The 23,375-nt window shown below is 60.2% G+C and carries 23 protein-coding genes and 2 pseudogenes; 17 read left to right on the top strand and 8 right to left on the bottom strand.

What is annotated here, in order from left to right:
• Window position 1 precedes the first annotated feature (1 nt).
• The 11 genes from JIO00_RS18440 to JIO00_RS18390 all read left to right on the top strand — a co-directional run bounded on the left by JIO00_RS18440 (window position 2) and on the right by JIO00_RS18390 (window position 7,784).
• Window positions 2–547, top strand: a complete 546-nt coding sequence (locus tag JIO00_RS18440; protein WP_010455690.1) for a PilN domain-containing protein — start codon at window positions 2–4, stop codon at window positions 545–547.
• On the top strand, window positions 534–1,082 hold the full coding sequence (locus JIO00_RS18435) for a GspMb/PilO family protein (RefSeq protein ID WP_010455688.1): 549 nt from the start codon (window positions 534–536) through the stop codon (window positions 1,080–1,082). The genes JIO00_RS18440 and JIO00_RS18435 overlap by 14 nt, the downstream gene beginning before the upstream one ends.
• Complete coding sequence (locus JIO00_RS18430; protein WP_200666547.1) at window positions 1,082–1,600, top strand: hypothetical protein; 519 nt, start codon at window positions 1,082–1,084, stop codon at window positions 1,598–1,600. The genes JIO00_RS18435 and JIO00_RS18430 overlap by 1 nt, the downstream gene beginning before the upstream one ends.
• A complete protein-coding gene (locus JIO00_RS18425; protein ID WP_077750408.1) occupies window positions 1,597–3,432 on the top strand; it encodes a type II secretion system protein GspD in 1,836 nt (611 codons plus the stop codon). The genes JIO00_RS18430 and JIO00_RS18425 overlap by 4 nt, the downstream gene beginning before the upstream one ends.
• Window positions 3,433–3,434: 2 nt before the next feature.
• A complete protein-coding gene (locus JIO00_RS18420; RefSeq protein ID WP_200666545.1) occupies window positions 3,435–3,908 on the top strand; it encodes a type II secretion system protein in 474 nt (157 codons plus the stop codon).
• 3 nt (window positions 3,909–3,911) lie between these two features.
• Window positions 3,912–4,286: a type II secretion system protein gene (locus tag JIO00_RS18415; protein WP_042932745.1), complete on the top strand. Its 375-nt coding sequence runs from the start codon at window positions 3,912–3,914 to the stop codon at window positions 4,284–4,286.
• Window positions 4,261–4,800 (top strand): type II secretion system protein, encoded by a 540-nt coding sequence (locus JIO00_RS18410; RefSeq protein WP_010455681.1) that lies wholly within the window; start codon window positions 4,261–4,263, stop codon window positions 4,798–4,800. The genes JIO00_RS18415 and JIO00_RS18410 overlap by 26 nt, the downstream gene beginning before the upstream one ends.
• Window positions 4,797–5,189, top strand: a complete 393-nt coding sequence (csgE, locus tag JIO00_RS18405) for a curli production assembly/transport protein CsgE (RefSeq protein ID WP_010455679.1) — start codon at window positions 4,797–4,799, stop codon at window positions 5,187–5,189. The genes JIO00_RS18410 and csgE overlap by 4 nt, the downstream gene beginning before the upstream one ends.
• On the top strand, window positions 5,186–5,605 hold the full coding sequence (locus tag JIO00_RS18400) for a curli assembly protein CsgF (protein ID WP_010455676.1): 420 nt from the start codon (window positions 5,186–5,188) through the stop codon (window positions 5,603–5,605). Before csgE ends, JIO00_RS18400 begins: the two co-directional genes overlap by 4 nt.
• 31 nt (window positions 5,606–5,636) lie before the next feature.
• The gene (locus JIO00_RS18395; RefSeq protein ID WP_010455674.1) at window positions 5,637–6,503 is read left to right on the top strand and encodes a CsgG/HfaB family protein; all 867 of its coding nucleotides are present in this window, start codon (window positions 5,637–5,639) and stop codon (window positions 6,501–6,503) included.
• A 921-nt stretch (window positions 6,504–7,424) separates the two neighbouring features.
• On the top strand, window positions 7,425–7,784 hold the full coding sequence (locus JIO00_RS18390) for a DUF6124 family protein (RefSeq protein ID WP_010455672.1): 360 nt from the start codon (window positions 7,425–7,427) through the stop codon (window positions 7,782–7,784).
• Window positions 7,785–8,069: 285 nt separating this feature from the next.
• On the opposite strand, the gene JIO00_RS18385 is transcribed toward JIO00_RS18390, so the two are convergent.
• From JIO00_RS18385 to JIO00_RS18370, 4 genes are read right to left on the bottom strand one after another with little or no spacing between them, the layout of a single operon-like run.
• On the bottom strand, window positions 8,070–9,521 hold the full coding sequence (locus tag JIO00_RS18385) for a curlin (RefSeq protein ID WP_145308173.1): 1,452 nt from the start codon (window positions 9,519–9,521) through the stop codon (window positions 8,070–8,072).
• A 27-nt stretch (window positions 9,522–9,548) separates the two neighbouring features.
• Window positions 9,549–10,010, bottom strand: a complete 462-nt coding sequence (locus JIO00_RS18380; protein WP_077750527.1) for a curlin — start codon at window positions 10,008–10,010, stop codon at window positions 9,549–9,551.
• Between the two features lie 60 nt (window positions 10,011–10,070).
• Window positions 10,071–12,317, bottom strand: a complete 2,247-nt coding sequence (locus tag JIO00_RS18375; protein ID WP_010455667.1) for an Ig-like domain-containing protein — start codon at window positions 12,315–12,317, stop codon at window positions 10,071–10,073.
• A gap of 35 nt (window positions 12,318–12,352) precedes the next feature.
• Window positions 12,353–13,699, bottom strand: a complete 1,347-nt coding sequence (locus tag JIO00_RS18370; RefSeq protein WP_083376373.1) for a hypothetical protein — start codon at window positions 13,697–13,699, stop codon at window positions 12,353–12,355.
• 291 nt (window positions 13,700–13,990) lie between these two features.
• On the opposite strand from JIO00_RS18370, the gene JIO00_RS18365 reads away from it, so the two are divergent.
• The 5 genes and pseudogenes from JIO00_RS18365 to JIO00_RS18345 all read left to right on the top strand — a co-directional run bounded on the left by JIO00_RS18365 (window position 13,991) and on the right by JIO00_RS18345 (window position 19,244).
• Window positions 13,991–15,439, top strand: a complete 1,449-nt coding sequence (locus tag JIO00_RS18365; RefSeq protein WP_200666543.1) for a sensor histidine kinase — start codon at window positions 13,991–13,993, stop codon at window positions 15,437–15,439.
• Between the two features lie 185 nt (window positions 15,440–15,624).
• A pseudogene (locus JIO00_RS18360) lies at window positions 15,625–16,035 on the top strand (copper oxidase); the annotation flags it as partial.
• Window positions 16,012–16,251: pseudogene (locus tag JIO00_RS18355) on the top strand (SCO family protein); the annotation flags it as partial. The pseudogenes JIO00_RS18360 and JIO00_RS18355, both read left to right, overlap by 24 nt.
• 103 nt (window positions 16,252–16,354) lie before the next feature.
• Entirely contained in the window at window positions 16,355–17,848 is a 1,494-nt protein-coding gene (locus JIO00_RS18350; RefSeq protein ID WP_200666541.1) for a sensor histidine kinase, read from the top strand.
• Window positions 17,817–19,244, top strand: a complete 1,428-nt coding sequence (locus JIO00_RS18345; protein ID WP_154501214.1) for a sigma-54-dependent transcriptional regulator — start codon at window positions 17,817–17,819, stop codon at window positions 19,242–19,244. The genes JIO00_RS18350 and JIO00_RS18345 overlap by 32 nt, the downstream gene beginning before the upstream one ends.
• 3 nt (window positions 19,245–19,247) lie before the next feature.
• Here JIO00_RS18345 and JIO00_RS18340 read toward each other — a convergent pair whose 3' ends face one another.
• The gene (locus tag JIO00_RS18340; protein WP_083376379.1) at window positions 19,248–19,634 is read right to left on the bottom strand and encodes a hypothetical protein; all 387 of its coding nucleotides are present in this window, start codon (window positions 19,632–19,634) and stop codon (window positions 19,248–19,250) included.
• A 179-nt stretch (window positions 19,635–19,813) separates the two neighbouring features.
• Here JIO00_RS18340 and JIO00_RS18335 point away from each other — a divergent pair, with 179 nt between their 5' ends.
• Entirely contained in the window at window positions 19,814–20,626 is an 813-nt protein-coding gene (locus JIO00_RS18335; protein WP_200666539.1) for a class I SAM-dependent methyltransferase, read from the top strand.
• Between the two features lie 13 nt (window positions 20,627–20,639).
• Here the strand turns inward: JIO00_RS18335 and JIO00_RS18330 are convergent, their stop codons facing one another.
• The 3 genes from JIO00_RS18330 to JIO00_RS18320 form a co-directional block, all read right to left on the bottom strand.
• Entirely contained in the window at window positions 20,640–20,948 is a 309-nt protein-coding gene (locus JIO00_RS18330; RefSeq protein WP_010455651.1) for an addiction module antidote protein, read from the bottom strand.
• 2 nt (window positions 20,949–20,950) lie between these two features.
• Window positions 20,951–21,244 carry a type II toxin-antitoxin system RelE/ParE family toxin gene (locus JIO00_RS18325; RefSeq protein WP_010455649.1) on the bottom strand — a complete coding sequence of 98 codons (294 nt, stop codon included), beginning with the start codon at window positions 21,242–21,244 and terminating at the stop codon, window positions 20,951–20,953.
• Between the two features lie 1,428 nt (window positions 21,245–22,672).
• Window positions 22,673–23,365 (bottom strand): N-acetyltransferase, encoded by a 693-nt coding sequence (locus JIO00_RS18320; RefSeq protein WP_077749045.1) that lies wholly within the window; start codon window positions 23,363–23,365, stop codon window positions 22,673–22,675.
• Window positions 23,366–23,375: the final 10 nt, after the last annotated feature.

Raw genomic sequence — 23,375 nt, 5'->3', positions numbered from 1 at the left:
TATGCGCGCCCTGACGCTCGACTTCCAGCCGCGCCGCCGCTCGGGCCCATTGGGCTGGAGCCTGCTGGCGGGCGGCGTGGTGCTGGTGGTGACCTGTTTTGTCGCCCAGCAGCACGTCGCCGAACAGACCTCGCAACAGCAAGGCCATCTGCAAAGTGCCCAGCGTGAACTCACCGGCGACACCGGCAGCAAAGTCACTTTGAGCCCGGCCGAAACCCGCGAGCAAGCACAGAACCTGGCAGAAATGCGCAAGGTCTCGCAGCAACTGCGCCGGCCCTGGGAACGTCTGTTCGCCATGCTCGAAGCGATGCCGCGCGACAACATCGCTTTGCTGACCCTGACCCCGGATGCCCGCAAGGGTCAGGTGCGCATCAGCGCCGAAGCACGGGACCTGGAAGCGATGCTCGACTTCCACCGCCGTCTCGAAGCCAGCGACGAGCTCTCCGATGTGTCGCTGCTCAGCCACGAAATTGTCGTGAAATCGCCGGAACAACCGGTGCAATTCAACCTGTCGGCTAGCTGGGAGATCGGCGATGCGAATCCCTAGATTGATCGTCCACGAATACCTGCAAGGCCTGGGTATGCCCGGCCTGGCAGGCTTGGCGATGTTGCTGCTGGCGCTGGCCTGGGCCCTGGGTGGCCTGATGCCGGACTGGAATTCGTTGCAAACCCTCAGCCAGCAGACCCGCGAAGCCGGCGAGTACCTGGCCAAGGTTGAAGACGGCAGTGTCGCCGCCCCGGTGGTGCCGCAACGTCAGCTCGACGACTTCCGCAGCAAACTGCCGTCGCAGCCCCAGGCCACGGTGGCCATCGACAAGATCTACGCGCTGGCGGCCCAGGAACACATCACCCTGGCGCGCGGTGAATATTCATTGGGCATCGACCCCAAGACCCACTTGGCCCGTTATCAGATTCTGCTGCCGGTGCGGGGCAGCTACCCGCAACTGCGGCGCTTCCTGCACGCGTTGCTCGGCCAGTTGCCGGCCGTGGTGGTGGAGGACGTGGAGTTTCAGCGTAAAAAAATCGCCGACACCGACCTGACCGGGCGGATCCGCATGACCCTTTACCTGTCGAGGTCATGATGAATACCAAACGCGTGGTGGGCTGGGTGGCGTTCTTCGGCGTAGCCGCGGCGCTGACCTGGGGGCCTGATTACTTCATGCCTTCGGACGAAGGCGAGGCGTCGGTTGCGACCGCTGCCACGCCCGCCAAAAGCAAAATTCGCGGCACGCTGCCGGCCGCTTCAGCCAATGGCAAACCCGCGGTGATCAAGGACCTGAGCCCGTCCGGCGATCTATTCGCCGCCCGCAGCTGGAAGGCTGCACCGATGCTGGCCAGCGTCACCGAACAACCCGTCAACCAGACCCCGGTGGTGCCAGTCCCCAGCGTACCGCCGATGCCTTTCCAGTTCGTCGGCAAGCTCAATGACCGTTCCGACCTGCAAGTGTTTTTGCAGAACGGCGAGAAAATATACGTCGTGCGCAAAGGGGATGTGATCGACGACACCTGGCGGATCGAGGGGATTTCCGATGTGGAACTCAGCTTTGTCTACCTGCCTCTGCATTTGTCCCAGACCTTGTCTGTGGGGAGCACGCAATGAACAGTTCCCGTTTGTTGATGAACCTTTGTATATGCGCAGGGCTGGCTGCGTGCAGTTCGGCGCAGGTGGCCAAGCAGGAAGCAACCGACCTGATGGAGTCGGGGCAGTACGAAGCCGGCCTGGCGCGTATTGAGGAAGGGCTGAAGGAAAACCCTCGGGATACCGAGCTGCACCTGGCCCTGACCAGCGGCCGTGCCCGTGCCGTGACGGCATTGTTGACCCAGGCCGACATGGATCGCGCCCAGCGTGATTTCGCTTCGGCCCGTCTGGAGTATGGCCGGGTGTTGACCATTGAACCCAACAACCGCCGCGCCCAGGACTCAATGCGCCAGCTAGAGCACATGCGCAGTCTTGATGACAAACTCGAACTGGCCCGGGGTGACCTGCGTCGCGGCGACATCTACGGCGCCGACCGTCAGGTGAAACAGATCCTCGAACTGGACCCCAAGAATGGCGGTGCCCTGGAGTTGCAAGACAATATTCGTCTGGTGCAAAGCCGCAACGTGATTCCTTATCCGCAACTGCGCACCCGTCTCGACCGGCCGGTGACCCTGGAATTTCGCGACGCCAACCTGAAAACCATCTTCGAAGTGCTGTCCCAGGTCGCCGGTTTGAACTTCATCTTCGACAAGGATCTGCGCCCCGACATGAAAGCCACCATCTTCGTGCGTGACGTGCGCATCGAAGACGCCGTGGAACTGCTGCTGCAACAGAACCAGCTGCATCAGAAAGTGGTGAATGAAAACACCTTGCTGATCTACCCGGACTCGCCGCAGAAGCTCAAGGATTATCAAGAGCTGGTGATGCGCACGTTCTACCTGACCAGCATCGATGCCAACACCGCGCTGAACATGATCAAGACCATGCTCAAGACCCGTGACGTGTTCGTCGATGAACGCCTCAACACCCTGACCATGCGCGACACCGAAGACGCCATACGCATGGCCGAAAAACTCTTGCAGTCGCAGGACCAGTCCAACCCTGAAGTGGTGCTGGAAGTGGAGGTGATGGAAGTCGCGACTCAGCGGATTCTCGACCTGGGACTGCAATGGCCGAACACCTTCGGCGTGGTCAACAGCGACGGCTCGGCCGTGACCCTGCTCGATCAACTCAAAGGCATCAACTCCAGCCGGATCACCATCTCGCCATCGCCTCAGGCCAAGATCAACGCCCAGGACAACGACATCAACACCCTGGCCAGCCCGGTGATTCGCGTGAGCAACCGTGAACAGGCGCGCATCCACATCGGTCAGCGTGTGCCCATCATCAGCGCCACCTCCGTGCCGTCGACCCAAGGTCCGGTGATCACTGAAAGCGTCACCTACCTGGACGTCGGTCTGAAGCTCGAAGTGCAGCCGACCATCCATCTGAACAACGAAGTGGCGATCAAGATCGCACTCGAAGTCAGTAACGCCACGCCACTGGAACCGACCCGCCAAGGCACGATTCCGGTTCAGGTCGACACCCGCAATGCCCAAACCACGCTGCGCTTGCATGACGGCGAAACCCAGATCCTTGCTGGCCTGGTGCGTAACGACCATGGCGCCACCGGCAACAAGATTCCGGGCCTGGGCGACATTCCCGGTCTTGGCCGGTTGTTCGGCAGCAACAAGGACACCGTCGGCAAATCGGAACTGGTGCTCTCCATCACCCCGCGCATCGTGCGCAACCTGCCGTACCAGAGCCCGTCGGACATGGAATTCCCCACCGGCACCGAAACCAGCATGCACATCCAGGCGCCTGACCGCCGGATGCAGGCGCCGATTCAGAATGAACATATCGATCGGCCGGTTGCGGTCAATTCCACCACTGTTGTCGTCGAGAAGCCTTGATCATGAACGCCTCGCAACGTGGTTTTACCTTGATCGAAGTCGTGGTGACGCTGGCCCTGATCGGCCTGCTGGCCGGCATGGCCGCGCCGCTGACCGAGACCGTGGTGCGCCGGGGCAAAGAGCAGGAATTGCGTGCGGCGCTGTACCAGATCCGCGACGCCATCGACGCCTACAAACGCGCCTTCGACGCCGGTTACATCGAGAAGTCGCTGAACAGCAGCGGCTATCCACCGAACCTGCAAGTGTTGGTGGAAGGTGTGCGTGATGTGCGCAGCGCCAAGGGTGCCAAGTTCTACTTTTTACGGCGCGTGCCCCATGACCCGCTGACGCCGGTCAAGCGTGACGATGAAGGTGCTTGGGGCTTGCGCTCTTACGACAGTACGGCTCAGAACCCGCGGGAGGGCGAAGACGTCTTTGACGTTTACTCCCATGCACGCGGCAAGGGTCTCAACGGCATCGCGTACAAGGAGTGGTGAATCATGCGTCGGGAAAAGGGTTTTACCCTGCTAGAGCTGATGGTGGTCATGGCAATCATCGCGACCCTGATGACCATCGCCTTGCCACGCTATTTCAACAGCCTCGAGGCCTCGAAAGAAACCACGCTGCGCCAGAGCCTGTCGGCCATGCGCGAAGCCCTGGATCACTACTACGGCGACACCGGGCGCTATCCCGATTCCCTGGAACAACTGGTGGAGCAGCGCTACTTGCGCAACCCGCCGATGGACCCGATTTCCGAACGCAAGGACCTCTGGGTGCTGGTCGCGCCGCCTGACGGCGTACCGGGCGGGGTCGCCGATATCAAAAGCGGTGCCACAGGGAGGGCGCGTGATGGCAGCCTTTATTCCGAGTGGTAAGCCCGCCGACGAGGCCGGGTTCACGTACTTGGGCGTGCTGTTTCTGATCATGCTGATGGGCATGGGCCTGGCGAGTGCCGGCGAGTTGTGGTCAACCGCCTCGCGCCGTGATCGCGAACGTCAGTTGCTGTGGGTCGGCACGCAATACGCCCAGGCGTTGCGCAGTTATTACCGCAGTTCTCCGGGGCTGGCGCAGTACCCGAAAGAACTTGAAGACCTGTTGCAGGACGAGCGTTTTCCAACGCCTAAACATCACATTCGCCAGCTCTACCCGGACCCGATCGGCGGCGGTGAATGGACGCTGATGCGTGGGTTCGACGGACGCATCACCGGCCTCAGCAGTCCTTCCACGGACCTGCCGCTGAAGCAGTCGGATTTTCCCAGCCAGTGGTCGGACTTCACCGGCATGGCGAGCTACAAGGACTGGCAGTTCGTGGCCGAGAAAGCCTTCCTCGATGGTGCTTCGGGGCCGGTGAAAACCCAGGCCGGATCGCCTCAGGCGGTGTCGCCATGAACCGCCACTGGCTGCCGGCCCTGATCCTCGCATTCGTGGCGACGTTCGCCAGCGCCGGCGAGGAGGACGAGATGCTGGGCTTTATCGTCGATGACACGATCTCGCACATCGGCCACGACTTTTACTACTCGTTCAGTGAACGCCTGCGTGCCACCAGCCCGATGGATTTCAACCTGGTGGTACGCGAACGACCTTCGGCACGCTGGGGCAGCCTGGTGACCGTGGAATATCAGCAGCGACTGGTTTATCGACGCTTCCTGCCGCCGAACACCGTGGAACTCAAGGACGAGGCCTATGACGCCGCCGACTGGGTTCGCGGACAGATTGTCCAGCGCAAGCTGGAAGCCTTGTTGCAGGACACTACGGACCTTGAGAGGGACGAATTATGAAAACGACAACGGTCTCACGGAACCTCGGGCTCTGGTTGATCGGGCTGGGCAGTTGCAGCCTGGTGCAGGCCACGGAGCTGGTTTACACGCCCATCAACCCTTCGTTCGGCGGCAACCCGTTGAATGGCACCTGGTTGCTGAACAACGCCCAGGCACAAAACGACTACGACGATCCTGACCTGAAAAACCGCACGTCTGTGGCCGGGACTTCGGCCCTCGAACGCTTCACCAGCCAGTTGCAGTCGCGGCTGCTGGGGCAGTTGCTGGACAACATCTCCACGGGCAACACCGGGAGCCTGTCCACCGACGCCTTTATCGTCAACGTCGTCGACGACTCCGGTGCACTGACCATTGAAGTGACCGACCGAGCGACCGGTGAAATTTCGGAAATCCAGGTGAATGGCCTCGCCCCTTGACGGGGATCAGGGTTGATGGGGAGAGACGGACATGAAAAAAATAATAGCGCTGGGGCTGATGTTGGCGGCATTGCAAGGGTGCAGTTTGCGCGAGAACGTGGGTGCCGAGCAGGACACCGAATCACCGACCCTGACACCCCGGGCGTCGACCTATTACGACTTGATCAACATGCCACGACCCAAGGGCCGGTTGATGGCGGTGGTGTACGGCTTCCGGGACCAGACCGGGCAGTACAAACCGACCCCGGCCAGTTCGTTTTCGACCAGCGTGACCCAGGGCGCGGCGAGCATGTTGATGGATGCGTTGCAGGCCAGCGGCTGGTTTGTGGTGCTGGAACGTGAAGGGCTGCAAAACCTGCTGACCGAGCGCAAGATCATTCGCGCCTCGCAGAAGAAGCCCAATACGCCGGTGAACATTCAGGGCGAGCTGCCTCCGCTGCAAGCGGCGAACATGATGCTCGAAGGCGGGATCATCGCCTACGACACCAATGTGCGCAGTGGCGGGGAAGGGGCGCGCTACCTGGGGATCGATATTTCCCGGGAGTATCGGATAGATCAGGTCACGGTCAACCTGCGGGCGGTGGATGTACGCAGTGGGCAGGTGCTGGCGAATGTGATGACCAGCAAGACGATTTATTCCGTGGGCCGCAGTGCCGGGGTGTTCAAGTTTATCGAGTTCAAGAAGTTGCTTGAGGCTGAGGTCGGGTACACCACGAACGAGCCGGCGCAGTTGTGTGTGTTGTCGGCGATCGAGGCGGCTGTCGGGCACCTGTTGGCCCAGGGGATCGAACGGCGTTTGTGGCAGGTGGCGGGGGATAATTCTTCACCTGACAACAATGCGACGCTGGATCGTTACCTGACCCAGAACAAGGTTGTGCCTGAGGGTGAGGAAGAGTGAACCTAGGCGGCCTTCGGGCCGACCTGGTTCTTGTTGACTGAGTACATATCCATTGCTGCGGTAACGGCTGCTTATGGTTTCGCCCTTACGGCGACTCCCTTTGGCAAACGCCCCAAAGGAAGCAAAGGTCTTCGCCCCAACGTCCGGCCCCTCGCCTGGGCTCGGCGTACCCTCGCTCCGGCATTCATCTGGGGGCATCGCCTCCGGTCGGCTTCGCTTCGACCTCCTCTCGATGTGTGCGGCTTCGCCGCACGGCGCTACGCGCCCACCCCCCAGATGAACGCCTCCACTCGGCCTCCCGACGGGGCGAGCAGATCAAGATCAAAGGCAGGCGAGCTAACGCTCGGCCTAATGAGTGGTGAGGAGCGAAGCGTGTACACCGAACCCCTTGTAGGAGCGAGGCTTGCCCGCGAAGGCGGTCTGACAGCCGAACAATCACTTGCAGATGTAGGTCATTCCCTGTGGGAGCGAGCCTGCTCGCGATGGGGGTGTGTCATTCAACATTGATGTCGGCTGATCCAATGCCATCGCGAGCAGGCTCACTCCTACAGGGAATGTGTGCTGATTTGAGGGGTGTGTTTAATTGCGTTTAGCGTTACTTCCTGAAAGCTACAGTTCCTTGCGCCGTTGCCTACGACTGCGCCAGAATCCGCCGGCTTGTGCGCTTTGTGCCTGGTCTTTATCGTTTCCGTGTCGCTGAATTCAGCGGCCGGGTTTAGCGACTCGGACCATTCAAAGTGCATCAATGCTCCAGACTTTCTAGCAGGCTTTTACGTCTGTAATTTCGTCATGGTGACTGTGTGCGGGAGACCTTCGGGTCTACCGGGTGCCTTTGACCGGTTCGCTAACCTGCATACAGTCGCCACCCTTATTTGTTTAGCGACGGGTTTTGGTGGCGCCAATTTTCAAAGGAGTTTCACCATGTTCAAAGCCACACCCAACCCCCCGCACTCCGACGACGTTTCCCCCTACGATCCCCTTGATCCCAAAAAACTCAACGAAGCCGCCGACCGTGCGCTGGATCACTATCTCAATCCGCTGAAAAGCGCGATCCCGCCACGCAAGCCCAGCACCATTTACCTCATCGCCCCGGATATCGACACCGAAACCCTGTTGGTCAATGCCTGCGAATCCCTGGCTTCAGCCAGTGTCATGGCCAGCGACTTCGCGGGGTTTCTCGAGGGCCCGCAACGCAACACGATGCTGGCCCTTCAGCAAATCATCATGCTGGGCGAGCTGGCGGTGAATCGGGCGCTGGATAACGTCGTTCCGCAGGCGTAAACGCTGAGTCTGGAGCGGGAGGGTTTCTGTGGCGAGGGAGCTTGCTCCCGCTCGGCGGCGAAGCCGTCGAAAAACCAGTGAATGCGGTGTGTCAATGGAGATGCGTTTGCCGGGTTTAGGTCTGCTGCGCAGCCCAGCGGGAGTAAGCTCCCTCGCCACAGTATGAGTTCATCAAGTGGGCCGCGAATCGTTCGAAAGCGGCTTGTCAGGCATCCAATTCGCCGCAGCCTCACACAAAAAAACCGCGACCCACCCCCGAGGGCCGCGGTTTTTTATGCCTTGCGATTACTGCTGCAGCACAGTCGCCCGGTTGTCACTGCCCAACTGCTGAACCGTCGCCATTTGGGTCATGCCGCTCTGATCAACACTGGCCATGTTCCCGGTACCGCCCTGGGTCACGTAGGCGACGTTCATGGTGTCAGCCTGTTTGACGCTGATCATGTTGTCGCTGCCATACAGCTGCGTGGTGAATGCCTGGTTGCCCGTGCCGGACTGGTCGAACTCGGTGGTGTTGCCGGTGCCGTTGGTGGTGCCCTGGGCCAGGTTGGTGGTGCCGCGCTGGTCGGCGATCAGGATGTTGTCGCTGCCGTTCTGGTCGAAGTACAGCTCGTTATAGGAGTCGGCCTGGCTGATGGTGGTTTTGTTGCCAGTGCCGGTCTGGTTGGTGGTCATGATGTGGCCGACGCCATCCTGGTTGAAGCTGGCGATGTTGCCGTTGCCGGCCTGGGTGACGGTCGCACGCTGGTTGCTGCCGAATTGGCCGCCCAGTTGCGGGCCTTTCCAGTTGCTGGCGTAGACCTTGTTTTCAGTGCCCACGGAGGTGGCGTTCAGCACATGGCTGTCGCCGCTCTGGTAGGTGAAGTGCACGTTGCCGGTGCCTTGCTGGTACAGCGCGAGCACCGAGCCGACGGAGTCGAACTGGTCGGCATAAATGGCGTTGACGTCGCCAACTTGCAGGACCTGGGCGTTGTTGTTTTGGCCGAAGCTTTGGTCGACCACGGTTTCGTTGGTCTGTCCGTACTGGTTGACGGTGGCTTGACTATTAGCGGTTTGCCCGCCTTGCCAGACTTCACTGCCGTTGAAGTCGCCGAACTGGTTGATCGTGATGACGCCGCCGTTGCCGTCGCGTTGGTCGCCATAGGCATAGTTGCCTTCGCCGGCCTGGTTGATGCCGATCTCGCCGCCCATGTGCGCGATCTGCTCAGTGGTGCCGTAGTTGGCGGTGCCGTACTGGATGATCGTCGCGTTGTTGGCGATGCCCAGTTGAATCTGCTCGATATTGGCCTCGTTGGCGTCACCGAACTGGAAGGTCTGGCCTTTGGTGGCTTCCTGGCTGTCCTGATAGAGGAACGAGAAATTGCCGCTGCCCGTCTGTTGTTGCAGCGCCTGGTTTTCGCCCATGCCGATCGATTGACTGGCATGGCTGATGTTGAGACTGCCGACCTGTTGCTGGACGATGGTGCTGCCGTTCTCGAACAGTTGCTCAGCGTAACCGGCGTTGAAGTCGCCGGCCTGATCCTGGGTGATGGTGCCGGTGGCGGTGTCTTGCACCGCCATGGCATCGTTACCCTCGCCGAGTTGCTGTTGGGCTGCGGTACTGAACGGGGCCGCGGTCTGTTTCACTTCGGCAATGTTGGCGGTGCCGACCTGGGACTGGTTGGAAACGCTGTCGTCGGCCATTGCCTGGGCACTGACAATGACCAGGATGGCAGCGGTGAGGGGCGTCAGTTTGAACATGATGAAACCTCCAAGTGGTGCAGTGCTTTAGCGATATTGTTTGACCGAAACGCTCATGCCATTTCCCGACTGGGTCACGGCGCTTGAAAGTCCCGTACCGGCCTGGTCGATGCTGGCGTCGTTGTTATTGCCGTTCTGCGAAATCTGCGCGCGGTTGTGGCTGCCGTTTTGCGTGATTGAGGCGGCGTTGCCGGAACCTTGCTGGGTAATCAATGCCATGAGGTCGCTGCCTTGTTGCAGGATCCAGGCTTCCTGGTTACTGCCCGACTGGACGATGGTGCCGAGCAACGACTGGCCGTTCTGTTGCACCAGCGCCACGTTGGCCTGGCCGTTCTGGTCGATCAGCGCGTGCTGGCCAACCGGTGGAGGCAACTCGCCGAGGTCGGCGGAGGGTGCCAGGTCGTCGTTCTCCATCAAATCGTCGGCGCGCGCGCCTGCACTGCTGCAAAGCAGAAGCAGGCAGAGCAGGGCGGCGGTCGGCGTTTTCATGGCGCTGTCCTGTGGGAAGAGGCCGGCCCCACCCACCGAATCGGCGGGTGGGGCGAGGGCTCAGTTGGAGATGACTGTCACGGTACGCACGGTGCCTTGGGACGAGGTGATCGTGGCTGTCGGGTTCGCCGACGGAATCACCGTGGTGCTGTTGCTCACCGTCAACCGCCAGCGACCGGTCACCGGCACCGTGGTGGTGCCCAGAGTTGCCAGCCCTGTCGGGGTGCTGACCTTGACGGTGATGACGTTGCCGGTAATCACCGATGAGGTACCTGCAAAGTCCCAGGTGAAGCGGTTGTTGGAGCGCGCCGACACCGTGGCCGTGGTGACCGTGAAGGTTTCCGCAGCAGGCCGTGGCGAGACTTGCACCGTGACGGTAGCGGGAGCCGACAGGGCGCCGAAGCTGTCCCGGGCGACGTAGGTGAAGGTTGTGGTGAAGGCCGTGGTGACCGTCGCTGGTGGGGTGTAGGTGATGACGGTGCCGTCGGTGCTGACGCTGCCGCGATTGAGTGCCGGTTGGGTCAGGCTGGCGACGGCGAGCGGCACGTTGCCTTCCGGATCGGTGTCGTTGGCCAGCACGTTGATCGGTATCGCCACGCCGAGGGTCGCGATGCTGTCGGCGACGGCCACCGGAGACTGGTTGGGCGCCACGGTGATGGTCACGGTCGCCGGAGCGGTCGAGGCCAGGCCTTTGACGTCTTGAGCCTTGTAGGTGAAGGTCGCTGTCAGCGGTGCATTGACCACGGCTGGCGGGGTGTAGACCACCGAAGTCGTGCCGCTCAATGCCACGGTGCCTTGCCCGGCAGCCGGTGGGGTCAGCGCGGTGATGCTCAGCGGCGTGTTGCCATCGGGATCACTGTCGTTGGCCAGCAGGTTGAGGGTCAGCGGCACGCCGAAGCTGGTGCTGCCAGTGTCGGCGACTGAGAGCGGCGCCTGGTTCTCACCGGTATCCGGAGCCGTCCCGACCACCACGACAGGTTCGGTGTCACTGCCGCCAGCAGCGGATTTGACGGTGACGGTAGCCGGTGGCTGAGTCAGGTCTGCGATGGTCAGTCGTTGCAGGGTGCCGGATTTCGACAGGCGTCCGTAACCTTGCGCAACCATGTCCGGCACGGCCACTTCATCCGTGGAGGTGGCCTCGATCAGCAGGCTGTGATCGCTCCAGTTGTAGCGAGCGGTCTGGATTTTCACCAGGTCAGTGACCTTGCTCGATACCGCCGTCGGCCGGGTGGTGCCCGACGGATTGGTGGCGGTGACGACCACGATCGAAGGCAGCGTGCCGCTGGCCAGGTGCTGACCGAAGAACCCGCCGTTGTTGTCGCCCAACAGGTTGGTCTGGCATGGCGAAAGTGGCGGACCCGGCACCAGAGCGATGGTTTCGCGAAAGCACAGGGTCGAACTGTTGTCTGATTTGGCAAAGACTTCGACCCGGGTGCTGGTGCCTGTACCCGAAGTGGTGCGCCGGTAAGTAGCGCGATCAACTTCCACGGGGGTTTGCGCACGGCTGTCCAGGACTTTACCGGACAAGTTGAACAAATTGGTTTGAATGGTCCCGGCCGGACCTGTGATGCGGACGAAGTTGGTGTCATTGGGACTGCCGGTGACCTGTTCGGTGAGGTTCGGGTCGCCAACGTAGGTTTCGATGGCGCCGGTGTCCGGGTTCACCTCGGTATAAGGACCGTTGACGCTACGCAGGAACGGCCCGATGTTGCCATTCAGCGTGCCGCTGAAATTTCCAGGCGCACCGATGCCGATGTCCCGGGTGATGTTGATGGCACGACGGCCAGGCGTGGTGACGTTGACCGTTTCGACCCCGTAAGGGTGAGTGATGGTGTACACCCCGGCAGTGGGCACCGAGACCCGAACGCGAATCCGCGCGAAGGCCACTTGATCGCCATCGAGCGGATTACCGCCACCGAATGCAGCCTCGATCCCGGCCACGTAGGCATCCAGTTCATAGCCGCTGTTGCCAATTTGCGGGATCGCAGTCTCAGCCAGGAACCAGAACGCTTCCGGCGGCCAGTTGTCGGGGAAGATCATTGGTTGGGCATCGTCGTAAATGCCCGGTTCAGCCAGCAGGATGCACATGTAGGCCGGCGGCACAGTGGTCCCTACCCGTGAGCTCACTGCCCGGGACTGGCACAGTTCCATCGAGAGTAAATTGTTGTCCTGATACCACATCGGGAATTTCCCGGTGGCGAAGGTATAAGGGCCGGGGTCGACAGCCGCGAGTTGCGCGAATGCACTGCCGGACAGCGATAGAGTCAGTCCCAGGGCGTTGAGCGCCAGGCGTGGCCAATTGTTCATGATGCCTCCTGATGAGGATCTGCGCATGTGAGCGTTCATTGCACGATGACCACTTCTTCGATGTCGCTGCCGCCATTGGATGACGTCACTCGAACCTTGGCGGGTGGAATCGGCGAGATGCCGGTCGCCAGGGATTTCACTGCGCCATCGCCACTCAGGGCGCCAATGGCGGCACCGCTGGCGGAGGTGGCGGTGAGCACTGGCGGCGAGGTTTCATCGCTGGTCGAGGCCACGAGCGTCAATTGCCCGGAGCTCAAGCTGTACTCGGCACGCTGGATCACCACCAGGTCGGTCAGGGGCATGGACAAGGTGGTCGGCGTGCTGCTGGGGATGGCCAGGTGATTGTCGGCCGTCACTTGCAGGGTGCTCGGCAACGTCGGGTTGTTCGAGGACTGCGCATACCAGTTTCCGGTGGTGTCAGCCTCGGTCAGGTGCAGCGCCGGGTTGTTGCTGTCCAGGGTCACAGTGGCTGGTGGCGGCGGGGCCATGACGAACACGTCTTGTTGGGCCACCGGGGCGCTTTCACCGGCCTTGCGCGAGTAGGTACTGCGCTGGGTGATCATCGGAGTCGGACGCACCACCGTCGATAACTTGCCGGAGATGGCCATTACCGTGGTGCGCAAGTCCAGTCCGTTCGGACCTTCGATGCGGATGTAGTTGGTATTGAAAGGGCTGCCGGTGAAGGCTTCCGAAAGGTTCGGGTCGCCGACGAATTGCTCCGCAGCACCGGTCACCGGATTGGTTTCGGTGTAAGGGCCGTTGACACTGCGCAGGAACGGTCCGATGTCACCCTTGAGAGCGCCGTCGTAGGTTTTCGGTGAGCCGATGCCGATGTCCCGGGTCATGTTGATCGCCCGCCGCCCGGGGGTGTCGACGTTGAATACATCGACGCCGTAGGGGTGGGTGATCACGTAGGTGCCAGCGGTGGGCACGTCCACCCGGATGCGGATGCGCGCAAAGCTGATTTGATCACCTTCGACCGGGTCGCCGCCGCTGAAGGCCGCTTCGATGGCACTGACGTAGGTCAGGTCGATGCCCCGGGCGGCATCGACAATGGCGCCGTCGCCTGTGAACCAGAATGCTTCGTCGGGGAAGTTGGTCGGAAAGACGACCGGTTGCGCATCATCAAAAACCCCGGGAGTCGGCAGCAGGTTGCACATGTACGACTGTGCACCGGGAGCGCCGGGGACTCGCGAACTGACGGCCTTGGACAGGCACAGATCAAGGGTGCGGCCATGGGTGTCCTGATACCAGGCGGCGAACGAGCCGTTGGCTGGCACATAGGGACCGGGGTCGACGGCAAACAGCGCTGCCTGGGCAACACTTTGGGCGAGAGCGCTGACAACCAGGGCGGCCGCCGTTTTGGACAGTAAAGGGTGCATGAGTATTCCCTCTATCAGAGTACCTGCCCCGTAGGGATGGGTCAGTTGGGAGGGCTTCGGCAACTTCCATACCAATCTTTCAAAACGGCCGGCAGAGGCCCGCAGTGAAGGCGTGGAGCGCGCAAACGGTTTCGCGGGGGCGAGGGCGTAAGCGGGCGACTGTCCCCAGCATTGGGGGTAGGTGGGGGCAGTGGGGCAGGCGGGGAATTGGGTGGGGGGACAACACCCGAAGTCGGGCAAACATCGAGCAGTGGGCTATAACCCTATAGGGAGTTTCGGGGAACGACGTCCATGAACATCCAGACCACCACCCTCCTGAAAGAAGAGGGCGATATCCGCCTGAGCTCGCGCAAACAGCCGTTCAATCTGCTGCGCTGGTTCTCGCTGATCAGCATGGCCGTGATCGGCACGGTGGCCGTGGCGCTGGGCGCGGTGTCGACGCGGTTCGTGATTACCGAAAGCGTGCAGCGCGATGCCTTGCTCACCTCCCAGTTCATTCAAGCGATTGCCTCCGCCGAGGTGCGCCATGTCTCGATCCCCAACGTGCGAACCATGGGCGAGCTGCTGGACCCGCGCAAGGACAGGGACTTTCCTGACGTCGACCCGATGGCCCGCGCCAGCGCCCGTGGTGAATTCCTCGACCATATCCAGCATTTGCCAGACGTGATTCTGGCGAACATTTATGCCCCTGACCGCATGGTGATCTGGTCCACCAACCCGGCACTGATGGGCACCACGATCCATGCCGACGAAGACCTGGACCAGGCCTTCGCTTCCAAGACTCCAGTGTCGGCCAGTTATCACAACGTCGACAAAAGCCGTATGGAGCAGAAGTTCATCACGCCCCCGGACTACATCTTCATAGAGAATTACATCCCGCTGTTCGATGCCGATGGCAATACCGTCACGGCGATGGTCGAGATCTACAAGGAACCCAGGGACCTGATCGATCGCATGGAGCGCGGCCTGGTACTGATCTGGCTGGCCACGGCCCTGGGCGGCGGACTGATTTATCTCGGGTTGTACTGGATCGTGCGCCGGGCAGCCATTTTGCTGGCAGTGCAGCAAAAACAACTGATTACCAATGAAACCTTCGTGGCGCTCGGGGAGATGTCCTCGGCGGTGGCTCACAGCCTGCGCAACCCATTGGCGACCATACGCTCCAGCGCCGAACTGGCCCTGGAGTTCGACACTGGCCTGGCCCACAAGAACATCAACGACATCATCGGTCAGGTGGATCGCATGTCGAAGTGGGTCAGGGAGTTGCTGCAGTCCTTACGCCCGCTCAATGATGACGCCGAGCCGGTGAACCTGGTGGCGGCCCTGCATGACAGCCTCATGGCCTTCGAGCATCAGATTGCCAAGGCCGGTGTGCAGGTGGTGTTCGAGCCGCAGGAGACGCCGATGGTGTTGAGCCAGCAGGTGCAGCTTACGCAGATCCTCAACAGCCTGTTGGCCAATGCCGTGGAAGCGATGGAACGGGGTGGCACACTGACCATTACCCTGGAGCCGACCGATACCCGGGGCATTGGCGTCGCCGTGTGCGACACCGGCAAAGGCATGAACGAAGAACAGCGCCGGATGGCGTTCCGCCCATTCTTCACCACCAAGCAGGGCGGGCTGGGTGTCGGGTTGGTGCTGGTGAAGCGGATCATGGAGCGTTTCGGCGGCGGGGTAAGTCTGGGTAGCCGTGAAGGCGAGGGCACTTGCGTCCGTCTGTCGTTCAGGCGGATTCCCTGAACATGGGTGTGAACTTTCCCCGCTAGCGGGTACCAGGACCCAGTCGTTTCGCCGGTCGGGGTGCATCGTTGTTGATAAGCCATTGTTTTGTTGAGTGTTAATGCTTTTGTATAAAAGTGTTATGGATCTGGCGAGTTCCTTGCAAAGCCACCACCACCTCCTTCATGACGTCGAGGCGGCTGGTGATGGACAGAAACGCGCGGCCCCCCTGCAAGTGGTTCGGACTCCTGACACCTTTGAGCGTCCTCCTGACAATGACGCTCGGCACCACGACGCTACAGGCCAGCCCGATCGTTGACGAGCGACAGCCAGAACCTTCCGACCCCTCGGCTTACTACGATGAACCGGCTGACGAAGCCGCGGCGCTGAACGCCATTTTGACCCTGCCCGAGGCCAACGCAGATTCCTTCGATTTGCCCGACGGCGTCAAAGGCAGCCGAGACACGACGCGCACGGAAAACATCCTGCCGCCTGCCATGCAGACCAGTTTCAACTACCCCGCCAATGGCAAACCGAGCCCTCTCTTTGGCGCTCAGCCGTTCACTCAGCAGATGGTGTTGTTTGAGGCGTTCGGCCCGGAACTGGTCGGCGTGACGCGCCAACGGGATCTGGCCTGGCTCAACCGTTGGATTCGCGAACCGGACCGCATGCTTGCTGAAAAGGACCCGCTCGCGCTGGCACTGTTTGAACGCTTCGACAAAATCCCGATGCCCAATCTGCGTCTGGACGAGAATGCTGCGCAGTCAATTCTGGGATTTTTGCAGGAAGAAACCGATCGCCAGCAACCGCTACAAGCGGCGCAGGTGCCATAGCGGCGAAATACTATCAGTGAAGCCGTCGACCACGATCAATGCCACCTACACTGATCCGAAACATGACTGAAAAGGCTTGATGCAAGCACCCTGGACAAGACCCATGCAGATACTGAAACAACAAAAAGTACCTGCGCCGGACGCCCCGGCAGCAGAAGGCCAAAGTCGAAGTGGACAGTTCAATCTGCTGCGCTGGTTTTCGCTGGGAAGCTTTCTCATCATTGCGGTGGTGGCGATGGGGTTGGGTTATGTGTCCACGCGGTTTGTTGTCGATGAGAGCATCGAGCGTGATTCCATGCTGACTGCGCAATTCATTCAGGCCATCGGTGATGCGGAAATTCGCCACGCCGGCATCACCCTGAAAAGAACCATGGGCGAGATGCTCGATCCGCGCGAAGACAACGCCTATCCCGACGTAAATCCAGGTGCCCGTGCCGCTGCCCGCATTGAGTTTCTCGATCACGTCGAACACTTGCCGGACACGCTGTTGGCGGTGGTGTATGCCTTGGATCGCACGGTGGTCTGGTCGACCAATCCACAGATGATCGGCATGCGCGTCGAAGGTGATGAAGAACTGGACGAATCCTTTGAAATGAAGGAGCCGGTCTCCACCAGCTATCACCAGATCGACGAGGAACGTCCCGAACAGATGCTGTTGCGCGAGCCCAAGTACCTGTTCATCGAGAATTACATCCCGATGTTCAATGCCGACAAAAGCAAGGTCATTGCCATGGTCGAGATCTACAAGGAACCGGCGGACCTGGTGGAACGCATTCAGCGTGGCTTCAAGGCGATCTGGCTGGCGACCTTGCTCGGTGGCCTGCTTATCTACCTTGGGCTGTTCTGGATCGTGCGGCGTGCGTCCGTGTTGCTGCAGAGCCAGCAAAAACAATTGATCACTAACGAGACCTTCGTCGCCTTGGGAGAAATGTCCTCGGCCGTCGCCCACAGCTTGCGCAATCCGCTGGCGAACATCCGTTCCAGTGCCGAACTGGCCCAGGAAATCGCCAGCCAGAGTGCGCAGAAAAACATCGGCGACATCATCAACCAGGTCGATCGCATGTCGCGCTGGGTCCGGGAGTTGCTGGTGTCGTTGCGGCCGATAAACGACGACTCCGAAACGGTGGACCTGGTGCTGGCCATCGACGACACCCTGAGCGCTTTCGACGCGCTGATCCGACGCTCGAACGTGGAGGTGCGTTTCACGCCGCAGACCTGTCCACCGGTCGTCAGCCAACGGGTGCTGCTCACCCAGATTCTTAATAGCCTGATTGCCAATGCCCTTGAGGCCATGCCCAAGGGCGGTTTGCTCAGTATCGATATTGAGCACCCCAGGTCCGCTCAGGTGCGGATGACCCTGAGCGATACCGGCAAAGGCATGACCAAGCAGCAGCAACAGATGGTCTTCAAGCCGTTTTTCACCACCAAACAGGGAGGGTTGGGCGTTGGCCTGGCCCTCGTCAAACGAATAATGGAGCGTTTCGAGGGCTCGGTCGAACTGACCAGCCAGGAGCAGGAAGGAACCCGCGTCTGTCTCAATTTCAAAGTGGCAACGGGAGGGGAATATGGAGCACAGCATACTGCTGGTCGAGGATGATGAACTCCTGGCCGAGAATATTCAGACCTACCTGGAGCGCAAAGACTTCGAGGTGACGGTCTGCCATTCGGCTGAAGAGGCGTTGGATAAACTGGGTGCGTTCACCCCTGATGTGGTGCTGACCGACAACTCGCTGCCGGGCATGAGCGGTCACGACCTGATCCAGAAGCTGCGCATCAGCGCGCCGGATCTGAAGGTGATCATGATGACCGGCTACGGCAACGTCGAAGATGCCGTGGTGGCGATGAAAGAGGGCGCTTTTCATTACGTCACCAAACCGGTGGCCTTGCCGGAACTCAAGCTGCTGCTGGACAAGGCCCTGGCCACTGATCGAATGGAGCGCACGCTGTCGTTTTATCAGGAGCGCGAGGCGCAGAAGTCAGGCGTACAGGCATTGATCGGCGAATCGGCGCCGATGCAATACTTGAAAAACACCATTACCCAGTTGCTCGACGCCGAGCGGCGCATGGCCAACACCGACCTGCCGCCCGTGCTGGTGGAAGGCGAGACCGGTACCGGCAAGGAACTGGTGGCCCGGGCGCTGCACTTCGACGGTCCGCGCAGCAAAGGTCCGTTCATTGAATTCAACTGCGCGTCGATCCCTTCCAATCTGGTGGAGTCGGAACTGTTCGGCCACGAGAAGGGCGCCTTCACCGACGCCAAGGACCGTCGAGTTGGTCTGGTGGAAGCGGCCGATGGCGGCACGCTGTTCCTCGATGAAGTCGGTGAAATGGACCTGCTGCTGCAAGCCAAACTGCTGAAGCTGCTGGAAGACCGGACCATCCGCCGGGTCGGCTCGGTCAAGGAACGCAAGGTCGATTTGCGGGTAATCAGCGCGACCAACTGCAACCTCGAACAAATGGTGCAACAGGGCAAGTTCCGTCGTGACCTGTTCTTCCGTTTGCGCATTATTTCGATCAAGGTGCCGCGCCTGTATGCCCGCGGCGCCGATATCCTGCTGCTGGCCCGGCATTTCCTGGCGATCCACGGCAAACGCTATGGCAAACCGCACCTGCATTTCAGTGACCAGGCTGAAGAGTTGCTGCTCAGCTACAGTTGGCCGGGCAACGTGCGTGAATTGCGCAACATGCTTGAGCAAACCGTGTTGTTGGCGCAAAGCGATACGATTGCCGCCCATCAGCTCAACGTCTGCCTGAGCCTGGTGGATGATCCGATCGTGCTGCAAGAACCCCAGCACCACGAACCGCGACCGGCCTACAACGGCACCGAGTCGATGAACCTGCCGGAAGTCGAGCGCGACATGGTGCGCAAGATGCTCGACAAGACCGACTGGAACGTCACCAAGTCCGCACGCTTGCTGGGCCTGAGTCGCGACATGCTGCGTTACCGGATCGAGAAACTCGGCCTCGCTCGCCCGGACAAACGCCAGTGGTGAGGTTTATTGCAACGTTGCCCCCTGACGGATGAGGCATTCGAGCACGCATGTGGGGTCGAGGACTTCCTGGTTGACGTAGACGCCACGTACCGGATCGTAGGAACGGATGAATACCCGGACTGAGGCATCCGCGACGGTCGGTAATATTGAGTCGTGGAACTCATGCTGGCTGGCAATCGGGATGAAATCCTGAGGTGCGGTCGGGATGTATGACCGAGGCGGCACGGTGCTCAGGGAGGGCGGCACCGGGTGGGCGAAGGGCTGGTCGGCCCCGTAATAATTGAACTCACTGCTGTAGTCAGTGGTGGGTGTCAGGGTATCGTCCGCCTGGGCGCCGGTGAGGGCGGTCAGGCTGAGGGCGAACAACAGCGTCAGATCAGTTTTTTTCATGGCAACACCTGCGAAATCGGTTTTCCCGCACTTCCCCAAGGCCATTAACTATAGCTGCCCTACGGGCACGCGTTCGCGACGCCCGGATTACAACATTCCAACAAACGCCCAATGGGGTTTTTCAGCCCCCTGATCTAGACTCGTGCCGGTCAACAATGACCCGGATTCTGGAGTGTGCAATGGAAATGCCGACCAAAAAAAATGCCATCGCCAGCAACCGCGATGCCTGGAACGACTCCGCCCGACACCACAAGGACGCGCCCGATTGGCAGGCTCTGGTGGAGGCGGTCAGTCATCGCGATTTTTGCTGCATCGATGACACACTTCGCGGTGTACTGGAGCAGGTCGGCGTCGAGGGCAAGGACGTGGTGCAACTGGGCTGCAACAACGGACGGGAAAGTCTTTCGCTGTTTGCGCTGGGGGCTCGCAGCGTGGTGGGCGTCGACCAGTCCGACGCGTTTCTCGATCAGGCGCGGGAACTGGCTGGACTCTCACCCCATGAGCCCGAATTCATCGAGGCCGACATTCATCACCTGCCGGCTGAATTGCATGACCGCTTCGACGTGGCGCTGATCACCATCGGCGTCTTGAACTGGATGCCCGACATCGGCGAATTCTTCCACCATGTCGCGCAGACCCTCAAGCCCGGCGGTGCGTTGGTGGTGTACGAAACCCACCCCTTCCTGGAAATGGTCGACCCCGAGGCCGCCGATCCCTATCGTCTGGACAGCTCGTACTTTCGCAGCGAGCCGTTCGTGCAGGACCAGCCGATCGTCTACGAAGGCAAAGTCGACCAGCACACCGCGTCGTCCTACTGGTTCGTCCACACCCTGGGCGCCATCTTCACCGGCGCCATCGAGGCGGGACTGCAGATCAGCCATTTCAAGGAGTACCCGCATTCCAACCGCGAGGAACTCTATGACCGGTATGAGCGGCAGACGGCGCAGTTGCCGTTGTGTTTTACGTGGGTGGGGGTGAAGCGAGCAGCCTAGCCAGAAGAATCTCTCAAAGCACCGAGTGATTGATCGAATGACCTGGCTGCGCGCAGAGATCGATGCCGAGGGCATGGATGACCTTCAAAACCGTATCAAAGCGTGGTTTTGCACCGGGCGCGAAGGCCTTGTACAGGCTTTCGCGACCCATACCCGAGTCCTTGGCAATCTGTGTCATTCCGCGCGCTTTCACCACGTATCCGATAGCACGAAGAAATTCCTCGTTATCGCCCTCTGCGAGCACTTGTGAGAGGTACTCGCTAATGGCTTCGTCACTGTCCAGCAGTGCCGCCATATCGAAAGTAGTCAAAGTCTGGCTCATGTTTAAACCTCCTTTGCCAATTTTTTAGCCCGCCTGATATCGGCGGTTTGCGAAGATTTATCACCACCGGCCAAAAGCACAATGACGACACTGTTTCGCAAAGTGAAGTAGACCCGATAGCCGGCGCCGACGTCCACGCGCATTTCGGAAACGCCGTCTCCCACCGGCTTGATATCACCCAGGTTACCTGCAGAGGCACGATCAATGCGACGAGCGATAGCAATCTTCGCCCGCAAGTCACGAACTGAGGCATGCCATGCCACGAAGATCATAGTTTGTTGAACAATATAATTCATTGCTCAAATGTATCCACTTGGATACGAATGAGCAGTCAGGCGCTTCCTTCGCCAGGGATGGCTTTTCCCATAGATGTGTGGGACGTATCACGCTCTCAGCAGCGAAATCACCCGGCCCTCCTGTAGTTGATCGTCGTCGAACACAAAATCTTCGTGCGCTGGAGATCCACTGTAGGAGCGAGCCTGCTCGCGATAGCTCTCTGTCAGTCACATCAATACCGAATGTGCCGCCGCCATCGCGAGCAGGCTCACTCCTACATTGGATCGTCGTCGGACACAAAATCTGCGTGCGCTGGAGATCCACTGTGGGAGCGAGCCTGCTCGCGATAGCTCACTGTCAGTCACTTCAATACCGAATGTGCCGCTGCCATCGCGAGCAGGCTCATTCCCACATTGGATCGTTGTCGAACACGAAATACGCATGCGCTGAGGATCTACTGTGGGAGCGAGCCTGCTCGCGATAGCTCTCTGTCAGTCACATCAATGCTGAATGTGCCGCCGCCATCGCGAGCAGGCTCACTCCTACATTGGATCGTCGTCGAACACAAAATCTGCGTGCGCTAAAGATCCTCTGTAGGAGCGAGCCTGCTCGCGATAGCTCTCTGTCAGTCACATCAATGCCGAATGTGCTGCCGCCATCGCGAGCAGGCTCGCTCCCACATTTGAATCCCTCCGTACACAAAGCCCGTGTGCACCGCAGATCCACTGTAGGAGCGAGCCTGCTCGCGATAGCTCTCTGTCAGTCACATCAATGCCGAATGTGCCGCCGCCATCGCGAGCAGGCTCACTCCTACATTGGATCGTCGTCGAACACGAAATACGCATGCGCTGAGGATCTACTGTAGGAGCGAGCCTGCTCGCGATAGCTATCTGTCAGTCACATCAATGCCGAATGTGCCACCGCCATCGCGAGCAGGCTCACTCCTGCATTGGATCGTCGTCGAACACAAAATCTGCGTGCGCTGAAGATCCACTGTAGGAGTGAGCCTGCTCGCGATAGCTATCTGTCAGTTACATCAATACTGAATGTGCCGCCGCCATCGCGAGCAGGCTCACTCCTACATTGGATCGTCGTCGGACACAAAATCTGCGTGCGCTGGAGATCCACTGTGGGAGCGAGCCTGCTCGCGATAGCTCTCTGTCAGTCACATCAATACCGAATGTGCCGCCGCCATCGCGAGCAGGCTCACTCCTACATTGGATCGTCGTCGAACACAAAATCTGCATGCGCTGAAGATCCACTGTAGGAGCGAGCCTGCTCGCGATAGCTCTCTGTCAGTCACATCAATACCGAATGTGCCGCCGTCATCGCGAGCAGGCTCACTCCTGCATTGGATCGTCGTCGAACACAAAATCTGCGTGCGCTGAAAACCCACTGTAGGAGCGAGCCTGCTCGCGATGGCCGCAACTCGGTCTGTCTATCGGATATCAGGCGCTAGCCGCCCCTGTTACCACTGGCCGTCCCGGTTTGCGCAGCGGATCAAGCCGTGAGCCGGTGTAGCGGGTTTCGCGGTAGAAGCGCCAGAGTCCGAACAGGCCGTAGACGTGGGTGACGCGACCCTGTTCGTGGTAGCCCATGCGGATGTGCAGCTTCAGGGCAGGGATGTTGTGGGTTTCGCAGACGTCCACCACCTTGTTGCAGCCTTGGGCTGCCATTGCCGCCCAGAGGTCTACCTGAGCATCCACCGACAGGCTGGTGCCGAAGTAGGGGCGGGCCATTTCGCCGCCGAACTCGAAGAACTCACCAGGTTTGACCGGGAACCAGCAGCCGTAATAGTGACGGTCGTGGTAGTCGCGGACGCTGCCCCAGATGAACGCAACAGCGTGGCCTTCTTCGTCCAGATACATGTGCCCGGTGTGACCCTCGGTGGCGAGTTCGGCCATGGTCCCGACGCGGTCACCAAAATGCTTGCCGAAGGCGCTGGCGTTTTCAGGGGTGATGGTCACCATGCGCAGTCCCGAATAGGGACGCAGTTTGTGCGGCGGTACCGGGCTGATCAGGTCCCGTTCCATCCATAAAAGCTCCCAGTGGAAGAACACGTAGCGTTTCCACAGCGTGTTGAACGTGCGGCTCAGGCCTTTTTGTTTTATGCGTTCGCGAAGCTTTTCGATGATGCTCATGACGCTCTCC

The sequence above is a fragment of the Pseudomonas sp. SW-3 genome (assembly GCF_016615645.1).
GTDB lineage: Bacteria > Pseudomonadota > Gammaproteobacteria > Pseudomonadales > Pseudomonadaceae > Aquipseudomonas > Aquipseudomonas mandelii.
This window is presented reverse-complemented; position numbering and strand designations above follow the sequence as displayed.